The sequence below is a fragment of the Variovorax sp. HJSM1_2 genome, assembly GCF_049316285.1.
In the GTDB taxonomy this organism is placed as follows: Bacteria; Pseudomonadota; Gammaproteobacteria; order Burkholderiales; family Burkholderiaceae_C; genus Rhodoferax_B.
Window position 1 is genome coordinate 1 of sequence record NZ_JBMOXA010000021.1, and the last position, 17571, is coordinate 17571.

Genomic DNA, 17571 nt, shown 5'->3' on the forward strand with positions numbered 1-17571 from the left:
AAAGGCCGTGGCTACAGCCGTGCCGAAGCCGACCCCGTGGCCTACCATGGCCCGGGCAAGTTTGATCCTGCCGTGGGCTTGCAGAAGGCTGCCGCACCGTCCAAGCCCACGTTCACCCAGGTGTTCGGCCAGTGGCTGTGCGACATGGGCGCGCAGGACAAACGCCTGGTCGGCATTACACCGGCGATGCGCGAAGGTTCGGGCCTGGTGGAGTTCGAGCAGCGTTTTCCCGAGCGTTATTACGACGTCGGCATTGCCGAGCAACACGCGGTGACGTTTGCCGCCGGCCTGGCCTGCGAAGGACTCAAGCCCGTGGTGGCGATTTACTCCACCTTCCTGCAACGCGGCTACGACCAACTGATCCACGATGTGGCCTTGCAAAACCTGCCCGTGGTGTTTGCGTTGGACCGTGCCGGTCTGGTCGGCGCAGACGGCGCGACCCACGCCGGTGCGTACGACATTCCGTTCATGCGCTGTGTGCCGAATATGGCGATTGCCTGCCCGGCCGACGAGCGTGAATGCCGCCAACTGCTGAGCACGGCGTTTGCGCAATCACAACCCGTGGCCGTGCGTTACCCGCGCGGCGCAGGCACGGGAGTGGCCACCTTGCCCAACCTGGACGCTTTGCCTTTTGGCAAGGCCGAGATCCGTCGTCAAGCCAGTGGCGCTGCGGCCAACAGCAAAGCCGGTGTGGCGATTCTGGCCTTCGGTACCTTGTTGTACCCGGCACTCGAAGTGGCTGAGAAAATCGATGCCACCGTGGTCAACATGCGTTGGGCCAAACCACTGGATGTGGACACGCTGCTGCAAGTGGCGGCCAGACACGAAGCCCTGGTGACGGTGGAAGATGGTGCCTTGATGGGCGGCGCGGGTAGCGCCGTGCTCGAAGCGCTGCAAGCCAATGGTGTGGCCATGCCGGTGTTGTGCCTGGGCCTGCCAGACCAGTTCATCGAACACGGTGACCCGGTCAAACTCATGGCCATGCAAGGTCTGGATGCGGCAGGCATTGCCGCGTCGATCGCGAAAGCTTTTCCTGAACAGCAGCCTCGGCTTGCGGCTTAACGCGTAGTTAAGGGTTTTGCGGATGGGCTCTTTGCGCCCATCGCTACCGAGTCTCTTGATGGCCTTTTAGGGCGCCTATACACAGGTTGTTTAGGCGCCTTTGTTTTGGGTTTTTTTAACACCAATTCCGGCCCGAAAAAACGACCCATTTCTTACGTTTTTCTGACGAGAAACGCGCTGTTTTTCGGGGGTAAACCCCCAACGTTTCGGGGTAGCGGCCTCCGTACAATTTATAGCGAACTAATGAGTCCCCGTCTCTCGTTCCAGAGGGGCGGGTTTTGTTTTTTGATCTTCGGAAGGTAGTGCAATGGATCGTCGTTCTCTTATCAAACATTCCGGTATCGCTGGTGTGCTCGCCGCCGGTATTGCGCCCGCCGTGCACGCCCAGGCTGCCGTCCGTTGGCGCCTGGCTTCCAGCTTCCCCAAGCCGCTGGACACGATTTACGGTGGCGCTGAAGTGTTTGCCAACGCGGTCAAGGCCATGTCGGGCGGCAAGTTTGAAATCTCGGTGCACGCCGCTGGCGAGTTGATGCCCGCCTTCGGTGTGGTTGATGGCGTGCAGCAAGGTTCGGTGGAAATGTGCCACACCGTGCCTTACTACTTCTACGGCAAGAACCCCGCATTCGCCATCGGCGCGGCCATTCCTTTCGGCATGAACGCACGCCAGATGAACGCCTGGATGATGCACGGCAACGGCCGCAAGCTGATGAACGAGTTCTATGCCACTTACGGCATGGTCAGCTACGCCGGCGGCAACACCGGCACGCAAATGGGCGGCTGGTTCCGCAAGGAAGTGAAGACGGTTGCCGACCTCAAGGGCCTGAAGATGCGCCTGGGCGGCGGTCTGGTGGGCGAGGTCATGGCCAAGATGGGTGTGGTGCCACAAAGCATTCCTGGCGGCGAAATCTACCAGGCGCTGGAAAAGGGCACGATCGATGCGGCTGAATGGGTGGGCCCGTACGACGATCAAAAGCTCGGCTTTGCCAAGGTTGCGCCACACTACTACTACCCTGGCTGGTGGGAAGGTGGTCCAGAAGTGGACTTCTTCATCAACAAAAAAGCCCTGGAAGCCTTGTCGCCTGAAAACCGCGCCATCGTCGAAGCCGCCACCACCGTGGCCTCGGTCGACATGCTGGCCAAGTACGACGCGCGCAACCCTGAAGCGCTGAAGCAGCTCATCGGTTCCAAGATCAAGCTGTTGCCGTTCTCCAAGGAAATCATGGACGCGTCGTTCAAGGCTTCCGAAGCCGTGTATGCCGAGAACGATGCCAAGAGCCCCGAGTGGAAGAAGATCTTCGCCGACTTCCGTGCGTTCCAGCGCAACCAGGTGGCCTGGTTCCGTGTGGCCGAAGGTCGCTTCGACAGCTACATGCAAAGCGTGAAGCTGTAAGCGGTCACGCCTAATAAAAAACCGCGCCTCGGCGCGGTTTTTTTATGGCATGTCGCCGGACGAATTTAAAGCTGGCGAAACTCGCGCAGCTCGCGCACGATGCGTTCAAACTCGGCAATCAGCTCTGGCGTGGCGCCGTAGAACACGGTGAACTTGCCCATCAGCGTGCGCACGTACAGGCGTGGCGCAATCAGCCACTCGAGGCCACGCACCCGTATCAGTTTGCCGTAGGCCAGGTCGTCGAACGCCATATCCTTGTCCCAGATCCAGCGCTGGTGCAGGCCTTCGCTGGTGATGCGGGTGCGGCTGCGCATGATGTGCCACCAGGTCCACAGCATCATCACCAGCCCGGCCAGGAACCAGACCACGCCTGTGGTGCGGCCGGTGCCCAATACACCGCTGGTGAACAACTGCGCCAGCCACAAGGCACAGCCGCCGACGATGACGGTGGCAAACAGTTTGAAGACCCGTGAAAACGCGGGCGCTTCAATCGTGCCACCGGACTGTGGCACAAAGCGAAAAGGAGCGGGACCCAAGCTTATTTCTTCTCGGCTTCAGCGGGTGCTGCGGCATCGGGCTTGGCGTCGGCAGCAGGGGCATCGCCAAAGGGGTTCTCGCCCTTGCTTTCGGCGTCACCATCTTTGTCGCCGCTGGCGGCTTCCGCAGGTTCGTTGTCGGGCACCACAATCTGTATGGTCTCGGTGTCTATCTTCTCTTCCTTGGGCAGGAACATGGTCACTGTCTGCGGTACGAAAATCACGATGGCCACCAGAATCACCTGCATCAACACCCAGGGAATCGCGCCCATGTAGATGTCGCTCGACTTGATGGGTTTGTCTATGCGTTTCTCTTTGAACAGGGTATCGGCAATGCCGCGTAAGTAGAACAGCGCAAAACCGAACGGCGGGTGCATGAAGCTGGTTTGCATGTTCACGCACAGCAGCACACCAAACCACACCAGGTCTATGCCCAGCTTTGCCGCCACGGGGCCAAGCATGGGCAAGATGATGAAGGCGATCTCAAAGAAGTCGAGGAAGAACGCCAGGAAGAAGATGAAGATGTTGACGGCGATCAGGAAGCCGATCTGGCCACCGGGCAAACCGGTCAACATGTGTTCCACCCACTTGGCGCCGTCCACACCCTGGAACACCATGGAGAACACACGTGCGCCAATCAGAATGAACACCACCATGGCGGTCAGGCGCATGGTGCCGACCATGGCTTCCCAGATCAAGGCCAGTGTCAAACGCTTGTGCATGGCGGCCAGCACCAGGGCGCCGACCACGCCCATGGCGCCGGCTTCGGTGGGGGTTGCGATGGCGGTGTCTATGCCTGGCAGGCCGCCCATGGAGCCCAGCACCGCAAAGATCAGAATCGCCGATGGGATGATGCCGCGCAGGCACTTGGCCCACAGCTTGGCGCCGCTCAGCGTGCGTGCAGACTTTGGAATGCCCGGAATGTGGTGGGGCTTGAAAACGCCCAGCAAGAAGGTGTAGCCCGCAAAAATCAGCACCTGCAGAATCGACGGGCCCCAGGCGCCGCGGTACATGTCGCCCACCGAGCGGCCGAGTTGGTCGGCCATCACGATCAGCACCAGTGAAGGTGGCACCAACTGCGTGATGGTGCCCGAGGCCGCCAACACGCCGGTGGCGTAACGCATGTTGTAGCCGTAGCGGATCATCACGGGCAGCGAGATCAGCGCCATGGCGATCACCTGGCCAGCCACGGTGCCGGTGATGGCGCCCAGGATAAAGCCCACGATGATGACCGAGTAGCCCAAACCGCCGCGCACCGTGCCGAACAGCTGGCCCATGGAGTCGAGCATGTCCTCAGCCAGGCCGCACTTCTCCAGAATAGCGCCCATGAAGGTGAAGAACGGAATGGCGAGCAACAAGTCGTTCGACAAAATGCCGAAGATGTTGATCGGCAGGTTCTCCATGAACACGGCCGGGAACCAGCCCATCTGGATCGCAAACAAACCCGAGGCCATGCCCAGCGCGGCCAGCGAGAAGGCCACCGGGAAGCCGATCAGCATGATCAGCACCAGCCCGCCGAACATCATCGGCGCAAAATTTTCCATCTGCATGTTGTATTCCGAAAAGCGTTAAATCAGATTGGCTGGGCGGTTCACTGCACGGGTTTCTCGTAGTGCATGTCCATCTTGAATTTGCCTTGCAGGTAGGCGATGCGTTTGATGACCTCTGACAGGCCTTGCAAGAACATCAGGCCAAAGCCCAGCGGCAGCAGCATCATGGCGGGCCAGCGGATCAGGCCGCCGGCGTTGTTCGACATTTCGCCCGAGCGGAACATGCCAATGAACAGCGGCCAGCTCAGGTAGGCGATGGTCAGCATCACCGGCAACAGGAAGAAGATCAGCCCGAACAGATCGACGTACACCGAGCCATTGCCCTTGAGGCGGCCGTAGATGATGTCGACGCGCACGTGTTCATTGAGCTTGAGCACCAGGGGGGCGCCCAGCATCACGGTGGCGGCAAACATGTACCACTGGATCTCCAGCCAGCCGTTCGAGCTGATATCCAGCCCATAACGAACAAAAGCATTGCCAGCCGAAATCAGTGCGGCGGCCAACACCGTCCACGCGGCAAGCTTGCCTAACTGCTGGCTGATCCAATCCATGCCAAGCGCGAGTTTGAGGAGTACGGACACAGTAAATCTCCAAAAAGCGAAAGTGAAGCCTCAAAGGCCGCCGGAGAACTTCTGCGCTGCACGCATGAAGTGGCATCCATTGGCATCACAGCCGTGTAAGGCGTGCGTCAGAAAAAACACAGCGCACATACAGAAACACGCAGCGCGCGCACAGAGGCGAAGGGCTGCGTGTTGGAACTGCAAGGCGTCGATTGTAGGGGGGTGTAAGTGTCTGAAAATCATCGAATCACACGGGTAAACCCGTGTTTTGTCGACCGTAAAGGTCCGCTTAGCCATCTTTACTTTCGGCTTGCTGCAGCGGTCGCGCTGTAGCGCTTTGCAGGCGAGATGGGAATAATGGGCTCATGTCCTTCACGTTCACTTTACCTGCCACACCGGCCGCCATCGACTCACCGGATATGCGTCGTGCCGGACGCGACTTGCTGTCGTTGGCGTTGATGGATGCACGCAACCACACGCTGCATCTGCTCGACCAGTTTGAGCCGCAGGTGGCCCCAACCGGCGCGGTCAACGAAGTGGTGCCGCCGCCGCTGTGGCTGGCTGGCCACGTGGGCTGGATGGCCGAAGCCTGGATAGGCCGCAACACCCAGCGCAGCCAAGGCCCGGAATGCCCGTCCCAGCCCACGCGCCTGGCGTCGATTGCGCCCAATGCCGACCGCTGGTGGAACCCGGAGCAAATGCATCCGCCCGCGCCCGACATGGCGATCACCAAGAATTTCTTGTTAGAGACTTTGGAGAGCACGCTCGAGCTGCTGGAAAAGTCGCCCGAAGACGACAACGCACTCTACTTCTACCGTCTGGCGCTGTTCCATGAAGACATGCGCGGCGAGCAACTCATCACGCTGGCGCAGGCGCGTGGTGTGCCGCTGAAGGTGCTGCCGCCGCCAACCATGGTGGCGCGTGAAACCCTGCCCATGCCTGCGGCTGAATGGCAACTGGGCTCGCCCGTGGGCGGGTTTGTGTTTGACAACGAGAAGTGGACACACCCACAAGCCGTGGCCGAGTTCGACATCGACGCCCAGGCGGTGAGCTGGGCGCAGTATGTGGAGTTTGTCGACGACGGCGGTTATGAAAACCCCGACTACTGGCGCCCAGAAGGCTGGTCCTGGCTCAAGGCGCATGTGGCGCGCACCGGCCGGCGCGGGCCCCGTTATGTGGAGCAAATCGGCGTGAGCACCGGTGCCGTGCTGCAGCGGCGCTTTGGTGCCGCCGTGCGTTTGGCGCCAGCACAGCCGGCCATGCACATGAGCTGGTGGGAAGCCGACGCCTGGTGCCGTTGGGCCGGCCGCCGCCTGCCGACCGAGGCCGAATGGGAGATGGCCGCGATGACGGCGGGGCGCCGTGGTTTCCGCTGGGGCGATGTGCACGAGTGGACGGCCGATTTCTTCATGCCCTGGCCGGGCTTCAAGGCCGACCCTTGGGAGACGTATTCGGCCCCCTGGTTTCAGCGTGCGCGCACCTTGCGCGGCGCATCGTTTGCGACCCGGGCGCGCATGAAGCACCCCAAGTTCCGCGGTTTTGCCATGCCCGGCGATGATGTGCGCTTTGTCGGATTTCGCTCTTGCGCTATTTGAAGGTTGCTACATAAGCAGTAGGCAACTACGCTTTTCTATAGCGCATATGCGCCCGATAAGGCTTTGGTGGAGTGCGGCGATCAGCTCACTTCGCCCATTTGGCTTTGCAGGTAGTTCTGCAGTCCCACCTTGTCGATCAGGTCGATCTGGGTTTCCAGGAAGTCGATGTGTTCTTCGGTGTCGTCCAGGATCTCTTGCAGCAGGTCGCGCGAAACGTAGTCACGTACCGATTCGCAGTAGGCGATGCCGGCCTTGATGGTGGCCTGTGCACCAGTCTCGGCTTTCAGGTCGCAGGCCAAGGCTTCGGGCACGTTTTCACCGACCAGGATTTTCGCCATGTCTTGCAGGTTGGGCAGGCCGTCGAGCATGAAGATACGGTCCATCAGCTTGTCGGCGTGTTTCATCTCGCCTATAGACTCCGAATATTCCTTCTTCGCCAGCTTGTCCAGACCCCAGTGTTTGTACATGCGGTAGTGCAAGAAGTACTGGTTGATGGCGGTGAGTTCGTTTTTCAGTTGAGCTTGCAGGTGCTCAATGACTTTGGGATCGCCTTGCATAGTGGATTCCTCGCAGTGTTTGTTATTCGGCTATCGGCGGGATTTTCGTCCACCGCCTGGCATTTTCCAAGGTGGCCGAAGCAATAGCCCTGTTCATGCGCTCGGACTGCGAACGGGACTGATAGGCGTTCTTGTCGCGCTGCCCATGCGCAGCAAAACGCCATGAAAAAAGGGCGCTAGCCTTTCGACCAGCGCCCTTTGCTACACAGCAGCGAATCAGGCCGGAGCCGACTCGCGGATCAGGTAGTCAAACGCACCCAGCGCAGCCTTGGCGCCATCACCGGCGGCGATGATGATCTGCTTGAACGGCACCGTGGTGGCGTCGCCTGCGGCAAACACACCGGGCAGCGAGGTCTGGCCCTTGGCGTCGACGATGATCTCGCCGTGTTTGCTCAACTCGACCGTGCCCTTGAGCCAGTCGGTGTTGGGCACCAAGCCAATCTGCACAAACACACCTTCGAGTTCCACCGTGTGGACTTGCTCGCTGATGCGGTCCTTGAACACCAGGCCGTTGACCTTTTGGCCGTCGCCGGTGATCTCCGTGGTTTGCGCATTGACGTGCACGGTCACGTTGGCCAGGCTGGTCAGCTTGCGTTGCAACACGGCGTCGGCGCGCAGTTGGTCGCCAAACTCGATCAGCGTGACGTGGCCCACGATGCCGGCCAGGTCAATCGCTGCTTCGACACCGGAGTTGCCGCCGCCGATCACCGCCACGCGCTTGCCCTTGAACAGCGGGCCATCGCAGTGCGGGCAGTAGGCCACACCCTTGTTCTTGTATTCCTTTTCGCCGGGCACGTTGATGTTGCGCCAGCGTGCGCCGGTGGAGATGATGACCGAGCGGCTCTTCAAGGTGGCGCCGCTTTCCAGCTTCACTTCCAGCACACCGTCTTGCGGCACCAGGGCTGCAGCGCGCTGCAGGTTCATGATGTCCACGTCATAGTTGCGCACGTGTTCTTCCAGTGCGTGGGCAAACTTTGGTCCTTCGGTTTCTTTCACCGAGATGAAGTTTTCAATGCCCAGCGTGTCCAGCACCTGGCCGCCAAAACGTTCCGACGCCACGCCGGTGCGTATGCCCTTGCGTGCGGCATACACGGCGGCTGCGGCACCGGCTGGCCCACCACCGACGATCAGCACGTCGAAGGCTTCCTTGGCGCTGATCTTCTTGGCTTCGCGTTCGACGCCGCTGGTGTCGATCTTGGCCAGGATTTCTTCCAGCGTCATGCGGCCTTGGCCGAATTCGGTGCCGTTCAGGAACACGGTAGGCACGGCCATGATCTGGCGCTCGGCCACTTCGGCCTGGAACAGCGAGCCGTCGATCATCGTCGCCTTGATGCGCGGGTTCTGGATCGCCATCAGGTTGAGTGCCTGCACCACGTCCGGGCAGTTGTGGCAGGTCAGCGAGACGTAGACCTCGAACTCGAAGTCGCCGTCGAGTGCGCGGATCTGTTCCAGCACGGCGTCTTCGACCTTGGGTGGGTAACCGCCGGTTTGCAGCAGGGCCAGGATCAGCGAGGTGAATTCATGTCCCATGGGCAGGCCGGCGAAACGCGGGCCGTGGCTTTCGCCCGGGCGGTTGATGGAGAACGATGGCTTGCGGTGGCTGTCGTCTCGGCTCTCGATCACGGTGACCAGAGAGGAGGTTTCGGCAACGTCGTTCAGCAGCTCCAGCACTTCACCAGAGGCCTTGCTGTCGTTGACAGACGCGACGATTTCGAGCGGCTGGTTGATCCGTTCGAGGTAACTTTTCAATTGGGCTTTGGTGTTGGCGTCAAGCATGATGAACTTCCATTGCAAACGTTTAGGGGAAAAAAAACCCGAGCGCACAGCGCCCGGGTTTAGGGCGATGGTGGTCGCTTAGATCTTGCCGACGAGGTCGATCGATGGCGTCAGCGTGGCGGCGCCTTCGTTCCACTTGGCTGGGCACACTTGGCCTGGGTGGGCGGCGGTGTATTGGGCTGCCTTCAGCTTGCGCAGCGTTTCTTTCACGTCGCGGGCGATTTCGTTGGAGTGGATTTCAGCGGTCTTGATCGTGCCTTCTGGGTTGATCACAAACGTCCCGCGCAGTGCCAGGCCTTCTTCGGGGATGTGCACGCCGAAAGCGTTGGTCAGCGTGTGGGTTGGGTCGCCCACCAGTGGGAACTTGGCCTTGCCAACTGCGGCGGAGGTTTCGTGCCACACCTTGTGCGAGAAGTGTGTGTCGGTGGTCACGATGTAGACCTCGGCGCCGGCCTTTTGGAATTCAGCGTAGTTGTCGGCTGCGTCTTCGATTTCGGTGGGGCAGTTGAAGGTGAAGGCTGCCGGCATGAAGATCAAGACAGACCATTTGCCCTTCAGGCTTTCGTCGCTGACGGTCACGAACTTGCCGTTGTGGAAGGCTTCGGTCTTGAAGGGCTGGACTTGGGTGTTGATCAGGGACATGTAACTTCCTTAGTGGTTGATGAAATCGGTAACGAGTTGATATTGTATAGCTCTTGAATAACTAGTTTCAATAGAAAATAACTATTAAACTCTATGCTCTCACCTATGAGCGCGATCTAAAACTGCCGGCAAAGATGTAACAAAATTAATCCTTACAATTTATGGGATGAGAATTGTTCGCATATACTGCGGCGATCCGTAGCTAGCCACCATCGCGTCACGACAAGCCAAGCGCCTGTCTAGTACCTGCAGCCAGCCTTGATTTTTTCAACTGCACTGCTGGACTCCACGTGGCCTCACTTCGTCTGCCTTCTCAATTTTCGGCGCCCTTCGCGCTGCGCGAAACCTGCCTCATCGTCGGGCTTTTGTGTGTCTCCGCCATGGCGACCGCACAAACCCAAACGGCCTCACCAGCGATGGCGCCTGCATTAAAAGAAGTGGTCATCAGCGGTTCGCGCACGGAACAAGACCCGGATGAGTTGCCCATGAGCATTGACGTGTTCAATCTCAAGGACCTGGAAAACGGCCAGATCCAAGACATTCGCGACGTGGCTGCCGACCTGCCCAACGTGACCGTGCCACGCGCCCCGGCGCGTTTCGCCATTGGCGCGCAAACTGGCCGCGACCAGAACTCCGGTTTCAACATCCGTGGCCTGGGCGGCAACCGGGTGTTGATGCTGGTGGACGGCATCCGCCAACCGCTGAGCTACACCTTCCCCAGCGAAAGCGCGGTAGGGCGCGACTACATCGATATCGGCTTGCTCAAGCGTGTGGAAATCGTGCGCGGCGCCACTTCTGCGCTGTATGGCTCTGACGGTGTTGCCGGCCTGGTGAACTTCATCACCAAGGATCCGGCCGACTACCTGGCCAATGGCAAAACCTTTGGTGGCTCTGCGAATGTGGGCTACAGCAGCGACCGCGACGGTTGGAAAACCGGCGTCACCATGGCGGGCCGCGGCAACGATACGTTGTCGTGGTTGTTCTCGGGCAACCTGAGCGGCGGTGATGCGATTGACAACATGGGCACAAACGACGCTGCTAATAGCAACCGCACCACACCCAACCCCGAAAAAGACAAAGACCAATCGCTGCTCGGCAAACTGGTGTTCACCCCGGGTGGCGGACAAAAACACGTGTTCACCTTCGAACATGTGGACCACAAGGCGGACTACAACCTGTTGTCCAACATTACCGCACCGTCCACGCCGCCATTGACCGGGACTGCGCTGGCGAATTCCACCATCGCCTCCAACGGCAATACCGAAATGCAGCGCGACCGCCTGACCTGGGATGGCAGCTGGCAACTCGATAGCGCTGCCGCCGACAGGCTGCGCGCCGTGGTCAGCTACCAGGACGCCCAGTCCAGGGAATACTTCTTTCAGGACCGCTACAGCAGCGCCGACCGTTCACGTATCACCGACTACAGCGAGAAAAGCTGGCAACTGAACCTGCAGGCGAACAAACAAGTTCGCATGGGCACGGATGCGGTGCAAAAGATCACCTACGGCTTTGATTACGTCAACAGCAAGATCCGCAACCTGCAAACCGGCACCACGCCGGCAGCCGGCGAAACCTATCCGCTCAAGCGCTTCCCGGACACCACCGAATCTAGCGCCGCGCTGTATGGCCAGGATGAAATCGTGATGGGCGCGTGGAGCATCACGCCGGGTGTGCGTGTGGACCACTTCAAGATCGACGCCAGCCAGCAGGGCTTCAGCAACCCGGTGACGTCCATGTCCGACACCGCCGTCTCGCCTAAGCTGGGCGCGCTGTTCCGTGCGAATGAGGTGTGGAGCGTCTACGGCAACTATGCCTCGGGTTTCAAGGCACCGAATGCCGGGCAGGTGAATGCTTATTTTGCCAACCCGCAAGCCAACTACCGCAGCATTCCGAATCCGAATCTGAAGCCTGAGAAGAGCCAGAATTTTGAGATCGGCACCCGTGGTCGCCTGGCCAATCTGTCGCTCGATGTGGCCGCTTTCACCGGTCGTTATAAAGACTTCATTGAAGACTTCCAGCAGGTGGGTGGCAACTTCACGGCCGCCAACCCGGGCATCTACCAGTCCATCAACATCGGCAAGGCGCGTATCAGCGGCTTCGAGATCAAGGGTCGCGCCGACTGGGGCAAGGTGGGTGACGGTCAACTGTCCACACCATTTGCCTACGGCCAGACCAAGGGCGAAAACAGCGACACCGGTGTGGGCCTGAACTCGGTCAGCCCCGAGAGCCTGCTGGTGGGCCTGGAGTACGCCACGCCGGTGTGGAGCACCAAACTCAACGTGCACTACTACGGCGGCAAAGACAAGTCTGACGTGGACCTGGCTGCACAGGCCAACCCCTTCTTGCCACCCTCGGCCACCATTGTTGACCTGAGCGGTCAATGGCGCATCAGCAAAGACCTGCGCCTGACCGCCGGTGTCTACAACCTGACCGACAAGAAATACTGGCAATGGTCCACCGTGGTTGGCCAGTCCGCGACCAGCAGCACCATAGACGCCTACACCCAACCCGGGCGTAACTACCGCGTGGCGCTGATCGCTGATTTCTAAAACAGTCACCGGAGGCCAGCGCCATGGACAAGCCCGAAGATTCCACTCCGCGTGCCGACAACTCAGCCGAGGCCACACGCGACGAGGAGTACGAAATGCCTTGCGCCGAGGCCTTGCTGGCCGGTGCGCTGGCTTTGATGACCGGGCACGCGCAAGCGTGCTGCGACCACCACCGCGACGAACTGGCGCGCAAGATTGTCGACAACCTGTCGGCGCTGTCGCAGCACGCCATGTTGTCGCCCGACTTCAAGTCGGTGGTCTGGAGCCTGCACACACGCTGGGTGCAACACCTGCACAGCCTGGCGCACCACAGCGGCACAGCCGAGCCGCTGCTGGTGCCTGAGGAGCAACGTGTGTTGTGGCACAGCACACCCGAGCTTGTGCAATGAAAAACATAGCGGCTTGCGCTTCCTCCATGGGCGAAAAGCCGATTTTTGTTGTTGATTTTTTGTTTATTTCTTCACACTAAAACCACCACCGCAACCCACCATGAACACCGCCAACCCACTCCTGTCCCAGCCTGCCGAGATCCGCGCCCGTTTTGCCGAACTGCGCCAAGCCGGCAAACGCCACAAAGACGCCGCCGAAAGCCTTGGCCTGACCGAAGGCATGGCCATCGCCGCCCACGTGGGCGCGCATGACAATCTCATCAAGGCCACGCCACTGCGTGCCCAGTGGCTGGAAATCTTGCAAGGTGTACAAGCCTGCGGCCCGGTGCTGGCACTCACGCGCAACGAATCCACCGTGCACGAAAAAACCGGTGTCTACAACAAGGTCAGCGGCAGCGCCGCCATGGGCCTGGCCCTGGATCCAGACATCGACCTGCGCTTGTTCTTCACCAAATGGCACGCTGGTTTTGCGGTGTTCGAGCCTGCAGCTTCGGCTGCCAACCCACCCAGCCAAAGCCTGCAGTTTTATGACGCACAAGGCATTGCCGTGCACAAGATTTTTGTGCGTGACGCCAGTGACCGTGCCGCGTTCAATGCTTTGGTCGAGCGCTTCGCCGATGCCAATGCTGCGCCTGTGCAATACCGGGCCGCCGAAGCCAAGCCGGCCATTGCGGCGGACAGCAGCATAGACGCTGCGGCCCTGGCGGCCGACTGGGGCGCGATGAAAGACACCCACGACTTCTTCGGCCTGCTGAAGAAACATGCGGTGGAGCGCCAGCAATCCTTCCGCCTGATGAACGGCCAGTTCAGCCAGCCGCTGCCGCTGAACACGGTGCGCACTTTGCTCGACGAAGCGGCGATGGACGAGACCAGCATCATGGTGTTTGTTGGCAGCGCCGGCTGCATACAGATCCACAGCGGCCCGGTGCGCCGCATCGAGCCCATGGTCACGCCCACTGCGCAGTGGATCAATGTGCTCGACGCCGGCTTCAACCTGCACCTGCGTGAAGACATGGTGGCCCATGTGTGGGCCGTGCAAAAGCCCACGTCGGACGGCATCGTCACCTCGGTCGAAGTGTTTGACCACACGGGTGAGTTGATGGTGATGTTCTTTGGCTCGCGCAAGCCCGGTACGCCCGAGCTGCAAACCTGGCGCGAGCTGGTGGCGCGTTTGCCGCGTGAAGCCGCCACCGCCGCCGCTTAAAGCCAGCGTCCCATGTCTGCACTGGAGACGGTAGAGATCAAGGCGTTTGTGCCCGCGCGCGACTTTGCGCTGGCCATGCGCTTCTACCAGGAGCTGGGCTTCACCAAGGCCTCTGAAGGGCATGGCGTGGCCTATTTCTACTGCGGCGACTGCAGCTTTCTGCTGCAGCCCTGCGAGCAGGCAGGCTTTGCCGAACAGTTTGTCATGCACCTGCTGGTGCCCGACGTGAAGGCCTGGTGGCAACACGTGGCGCAGGCCGACTTGGCGGCGCGTTACCAGGTCAAGGTCGGCGCGCTGACGGACCAGCCCTGGGGCATGCGCGAGTTTGTGCTGCACGACCCCAGCGGTGTGTTGTGGCGCATCGCACAAAACCTCGGGCCGCCCGTGGCCCATGCCGCTGATGCAGCTTCCTGAAGTTCAGAACGAGTATTGAAGATGAAGAACACCCCCCACGCCCAAGCTCCGTTTCCCATCAAGCGCCGCCAACTGCTGGCGGCGGCTGGCGCCGTGGGCGCAAGCCTTTGGCTGCCAGCCCATGCCCAGACCGCCAAGCTGCCGCGCCTGGTCACGCTGGGTGGCGCCATCACCGAAGTGGTCTACGCACTGGGTGCAGAAGGCCAACTGGTGGGCACCGACACCACCAGCCTGTTCCCACCTGCAGCGTTGAACACACCCAAGGTCGGCTACATGCGCAGCCTGTCGGCAGAGGGCCTGTTGTCGCTTAAACCCGATGCGGTGATCGGCACCACCGAGGCCGGCCCGGTGGTGGTGCTCGACCAATTGCGCAGCGCAGGTGTACGTGTAGACCTGATCGAGGCCGACCACAGCTGGGCCGAAGTGCAACGCAAGATCCAGGCGGTGGGCCGCAGCGCCGCGCGCGAGCCACAGGCGAAAGCGCTGCAGGCCAAGCTGGATGCCGATTGGGCCGTCGTGCAAAAGGAAGTGGCCGATGCGGTGAAGTCGCGTGGCCGCAAACCCAAGGTGTTGTTCATTCTGGCGCATGGTGCCAGCCCGCAGGTGGCAGGCGGCAAAACGGCTGCAGACGCCATGATCAACTTTGCGGGCGGCATCAACGTGATGACCGGCTTTAATGGTTATCGCGCGATGACGGCCGAGGCCATGGCCGCCGCCGCGCCCGACTTTGTGCTCACCAGCACACAGGGCATTGAAGCCCAGGGCGGTTTGGAAAAGTTCTGGGCGCGCCCTGAGCTGGCACTCACCCCGGCTTTCAAGAAGCGCGCCCTGGTGCAGCTGGATGCGCTGGAGCTCATAGGCTTCGGCCCGCGCCTGCCGCAAACCGTGCGTACCCTGTGCCAACAATTGGTGTTGGCATGAGTGCTGCGCGGGTAGGTGAATTCCTGGCCTGGGGTGATGGCAGCCAGGGCGGCCTGTCTTTGCCTACACCAGCGCTGGCTGCCGCACTGCAGGACTGGCAACAAAACCTAGGCTTTACCTTGCGGCAGCACATTCCCGGCGTGTGGGCCATGCTCGCCTGTGGTGGCTTACGGGTGCAGCTCTGGCAGCAACTGGCCGACCAGCCGCTGCTGCAGCCCGTGCAGCTGCGCGTGGTGGTGCGTGATGTGTTTCACCTGCACAGCCGCCTGGCCTACCAGGCCTGCACACCGCTGTCTGGCGCGCCGCAGCGTACGCCGCTGGGTTCGTGGGAATTCAGCCTTTTGGACCGCGATGGCAACAGCCTGCAGCTGGTGCAATGGCCCCATGATGTCAACCATCTGCAGGTGGCGCGTGCCTTGGCGGCGCGCCCGTCTTCAGCCCGCATTTCCTCCGTGTGGCAGCCGATGCGTGGGCCACAGCGGCCGGCATCCGGCCCTGCGGCGGCGTAAGGCGCAGACCGTATGAACGCCATCGCCAACCAAGCCGCTGTGCCAAACACCCGGCGGCTCACGGGCAAAACCGTACTCTGGCTGGGGGCCGCACTGGTGCTGGCCAGCCTGGTCGCGGCCAGCGCGCAGGGCGCCTACGCCATTGCGCCACTGGATATCCTGAAAACCCTTTGGGGCGCGCTGTTTGGCGGGCTAGACGGTTCGCCCGAGCAGCTCGTCTTCATGAACATTCGCCTGCCGCGGCTGCTTTTGGGCGTGGCCGCAGGCGCCGGCCTGGGCCTGTCGGGGGCGTTGATGCAAGGCATCTTTCGCAACCCCCTGGCCGATCCCGGCCTCATTGGTGTGAGCAGCGGCGCCGCGCTCGCTGCAGGCGTCACCATCGTCCTGGGCAGCAGCTATTTCCCCGACCTGCCACGCACGGTGGGCAGTTGGCCGCTGGTGCTCATGGCCTTTGGCGGCGGCATGGCGGTCACGTTGCTGATCTACATGTTGTCGCAGTCCGAGGGCGGCACCCGCATCAGCCTGATGCTTTTGGCCGGCATCGCCATCAACGCCCTTGCGGGCGCGGGCCTGGGCTATCTCAACTTCCTGGCCACAGACGAGCAATTGCGCAACATCCAGTTCTGGATGCTGGGCAGCCTGGGCGGCGGGCGCTGGAGTGCTGTGCTGCTGGTGTTCAGTATTGTTTTGATCGCTATCTCCGCAGGCCTGTTCTGCGCCAGGCCGCTGAATGCGATTGCATTGGGTGAGGCGCAAGCGGCGTTGCTGGGGGTGGATGTGGAGCGCATCAAGCGGCGCGTTGTGCTGGTCACCGCGATGGCGGTAGGAGCCATCACCGCCACCACCGGCATCATTGGTTTTGTCGGCCTGCTGGCGCCGCACTGCATACGCCTGATCGCCGGGCCCGACCACCGCATCGTCCTGCCCGGCTCGGCCATGCTGGGGGCGGCCCTGGTGCTGCTGGCCGACGCCGTGGCGCGCACCATCGTGCAGCCGGCCGAGTTGCCGTTGGGTGTGTTGACCGCGTTTGTGGGTGTGCCGTTTTTCCTGCTGTTGTTGCGTCAGTTCAAGGGGCGGGTGTGATGGCGGCCGTGATGTCTGAATCATTACCCCGGCAAAGCTTGGGTGGCAGCCTGCAAGCCGACCGCGTAGGCCTGCGTCTGGGCGGCAAGACGGTGCTGCAGCCCTGCAGCCTGGTGATCCCGTCGGGGCAGGTTACCGCCATTCTGGGCCCCAATGGAGCGGGCAAATCCAGCCTGCTGAGCTTGTTGTCGGGCCAGCGCGCACTGCAGTCGGGCACGGTGCGCATCAACGGCACTGCGCTGGGCGAGCGCTCCGCCGCCGAATGGGCACTGCGCCGCGCGCTGCTGCCGCAAGACACCGCCACCGCATTCGACTTCTCGGTGCGCGACGTGGTCGAGCTGGGACGTTTTCCGCACCGCCGTCAACCGAGTGTGGATGAGGCCCGCATCATCGACGACGCCCTGCGTTTGACCGATGTCTACGCGCTGCAGCACCGGGTGCTGAATTCACTCTCGGGTGGCGAAAAGGCGCGCGCCCAATTGGCCCGTGTGCTGGCGCAGATCTGGCTGCCGCGCGCCGATGGCCAGCCGCGCTGGCTGCTGCTCGACGAGCCCACCGCCGCGCTCGACTTCTCACACCAGCACGGAGTGCTGCAAGCCGTGCGTTCGTGGGCGGTAGAGCAGGGCGTGGGCGTGGTGGCGGTGCTGCACGATGTGAACCTCGCGCTGCGTTACTGCGACCAGGCCGTGGTGCTGCACCAGGGCGCCATCCACTGCCAAGGCCCGGCACGCGAAGTGCTGACACCGCAGCGCCTGGCCGATGTATGGGGTGTGCACGCCGAACCGGTGGTTGCGCAGGATGGCATGGGGCAGTTGCTGATCACGGCTTGATTTT

The 17571-nt window shown here is 61.4% G+C and carries 17 protein-coding genes; 11 read left to right on the forward strand and 6 right to left on the reverse strand.

Translation table 11 applies throughout. The features are described from left to right. Both ACFQ95_RS19380 and ACFQ95_RS19385 read left to right on the forward strand, forming a co-directional pair. The coding region (locus ACFQ95_RS19380; RefSeq protein ID WP_422833576.1) for a transketolase C-terminal domain-containing protein at positions 1 to 1062 on the forward strand (1062 nt) is incomplete at its 5' end. A 307-nt stretch (positions 1063 to 1369) separates the two neighbouring features. Next, on the forward strand, positions 1370 to 2452 hold the full coding sequence (locus ACFQ95_RS19385) for a TRAP transporter substrate-binding protein (RefSeq protein ID WP_422833578.1): 1083 nt from the start codon (positions 1370 to 1372) through the stop codon (positions 2450 to 2452). A 65-nt stretch (positions 2453 to 2517) separates the two neighbouring features. On the opposite strand, the gene ACFQ95_RS19390 is transcribed toward ACFQ95_RS19385, so the two are convergent. From ACFQ95_RS19390 to ACFQ95_RS19400, 3 genes are read right to left on the reverse strand one after another with little or no spacing between them, the layout of a single operon-like run. After that, entirely contained in the window at positions 2518 to 2988 is a 471-nt protein-coding gene (locus tag ACFQ95_RS19390) for a hypothetical protein (protein WP_422833580.1), read from the reverse strand. 2 nt (positions 2989 to 2990) lie between these two features. Next, positions 2991 to 4538 (reverse strand): TRAP transporter large permease, encoded by a 1548-nt coding sequence (locus ACFQ95_RS19395; RefSeq protein ID WP_422833582.1) that lies wholly within the window; start codon positions 4536 to 4538, stop codon positions 2991 to 2993. A gap of 41 nt (positions 4539 to 4579) precedes the next feature. Beyond that, a complete protein-coding gene (locus ACFQ95_RS19400) occupies positions 4580 to 5119 on the reverse strand; it encodes a TRAP transporter small permease subunit (protein ID WP_422833583.1) in 540 nt (179 codons plus the stop codon). A gap of 344 nt (positions 5120 to 5463) precedes the next feature. Between ACFQ95_RS19400 and ACFQ95_RS19405 the strand changes: the two genes are divergently transcribed. After that, positions 5464 to 6693: an SUMF1/EgtB/PvdO family nonheme iron enzyme gene (locus ACFQ95_RS19405; RefSeq protein WP_422833585.1), complete on the forward strand. Its 1230-nt coding sequence runs from the start codon at positions 5464 to 5466 to the stop codon at positions 6691 to 6693. Between the two features lie 80 nt (positions 6694 to 6773). Here the strand turns inward: ACFQ95_RS19405 and bfr are convergent, their stop codons facing one another. The 3 genes from bfr to ahpC form a co-directional block, all read right to left on the reverse strand. Beyond that, positions 6774 to 7250, reverse strand: coding sequence for a bacterioferritin (gene bfr, locus ACFQ95_RS19410; protein WP_422833587.1), 477 nt, complete (start codon positions 7248 to 7250; stop codon positions 6774 to 6776). Between the two features lie 216 nt (positions 7251 to 7466). Then, positions 7467 to 9026, reverse strand: a complete 1560-nt coding sequence (ahpF, locus tag ACFQ95_RS19415; protein WP_422833589.1) for an alkyl hydroperoxide reductase subunit F — start codon at positions 9024 to 9026, stop codon at positions 7467 to 7469. 78 nt (positions 9027 to 9104) lie between these two features. Next, entirely contained in the window at positions 9105 to 9668 is a 564-nt protein-coding gene (gene ahpC, locus ACFQ95_RS19420) for an alkyl hydroperoxide reductase subunit C (protein WP_422833591.1), read from the reverse strand. 290 nt (positions 9669 to 9958) lie between these two features. Here ahpC and ACFQ95_RS19425 point away from each other — a divergent pair, with 290 nt between their 5' ends. The 8 genes from ACFQ95_RS19425 (at position 9959) to ACFQ95_RS19460 (ending at position 17567) form a co-directional block, all read left to right on the forward strand. Then, positions 9959 to 12217: a TonB-dependent hemoglobin/transferrin/lactoferrin family receptor gene (locus ACFQ95_RS19425; RefSeq protein ID WP_422833593.1), complete on the forward strand. Its 2259-nt coding sequence runs from the start codon at positions 9959 to 9961 to the stop codon at positions 12215 to 12217. Positions 12218 to 12240: 23 nt separating this feature from the next. Beyond that, entirely contained in the window at positions 12241 to 12606 is a 366-nt protein-coding gene (locus ACFQ95_RS19430) for a hypothetical protein (RefSeq protein WP_422833595.1), read from the forward strand. A 100-nt stretch (positions 12607 to 12706) separates the two neighbouring features. Next, on the forward strand, positions 12707 to 13810 hold the full coding sequence (locus ACFQ95_RS19435; protein ID WP_422833597.1) for a hemin-degrading factor: 1104 nt from the start codon (positions 12707 to 12709) through the stop codon (positions 13808 to 13810). Between the two features lie 12 nt (positions 13811 to 13822). Next, a complete protein-coding gene (locus ACFQ95_RS19440) occupies positions 13823 to 14224 on the forward strand; it encodes a VOC family protein (RefSeq protein WP_422833598.1) in 402 nt (133 codons plus the stop codon). Positions 14225 to 14245: 21 nt separating this feature from the next. After that, complete coding sequence (locus ACFQ95_RS19445) at positions 14246 to 15145, forward strand: heme/hemin ABC transporter substrate-binding protein (RefSeq protein ID WP_422833600.1); 900 nt, start codon at positions 14246 to 14248, stop codon at positions 15143 to 15145. Next, the gene (locus ACFQ95_RS19450; protein ID WP_422833602.1) at positions 15142 to 15654 is read left to right on the forward strand and encodes a hypothetical protein; all 513 of its coding nucleotides are present in this window, start codon (positions 15142 to 15144) and stop codon (positions 15652 to 15654) included. The genes ACFQ95_RS19445 and ACFQ95_RS19450 overlap by 4 nt, the downstream gene beginning before the upstream one ends. 12 nt (positions 15655 to 15666) lie before the next feature. After that, a complete protein-coding gene (locus ACFQ95_RS19455) occupies positions 15667 to 16737 on the forward strand; it encodes a FecCD family ABC transporter permease (protein WP_422833604.1) in 1071 nt (356 codons plus the stop codon). 11 nt (positions 16738 to 16748) lie between these two features. Further along, positions 16749 to 17567 carry a heme ABC transporter ATP-binding protein gene (locus tag ACFQ95_RS19460; protein WP_422833606.1) on the forward strand — a complete coding sequence of 273 codons (819 nt, stop codon included), beginning with the start codon at positions 16749 to 16751 and terminating at the stop codon, positions 17565 to 17567. Positions 17568 to 17571: the final 4 nt, after the last annotated feature.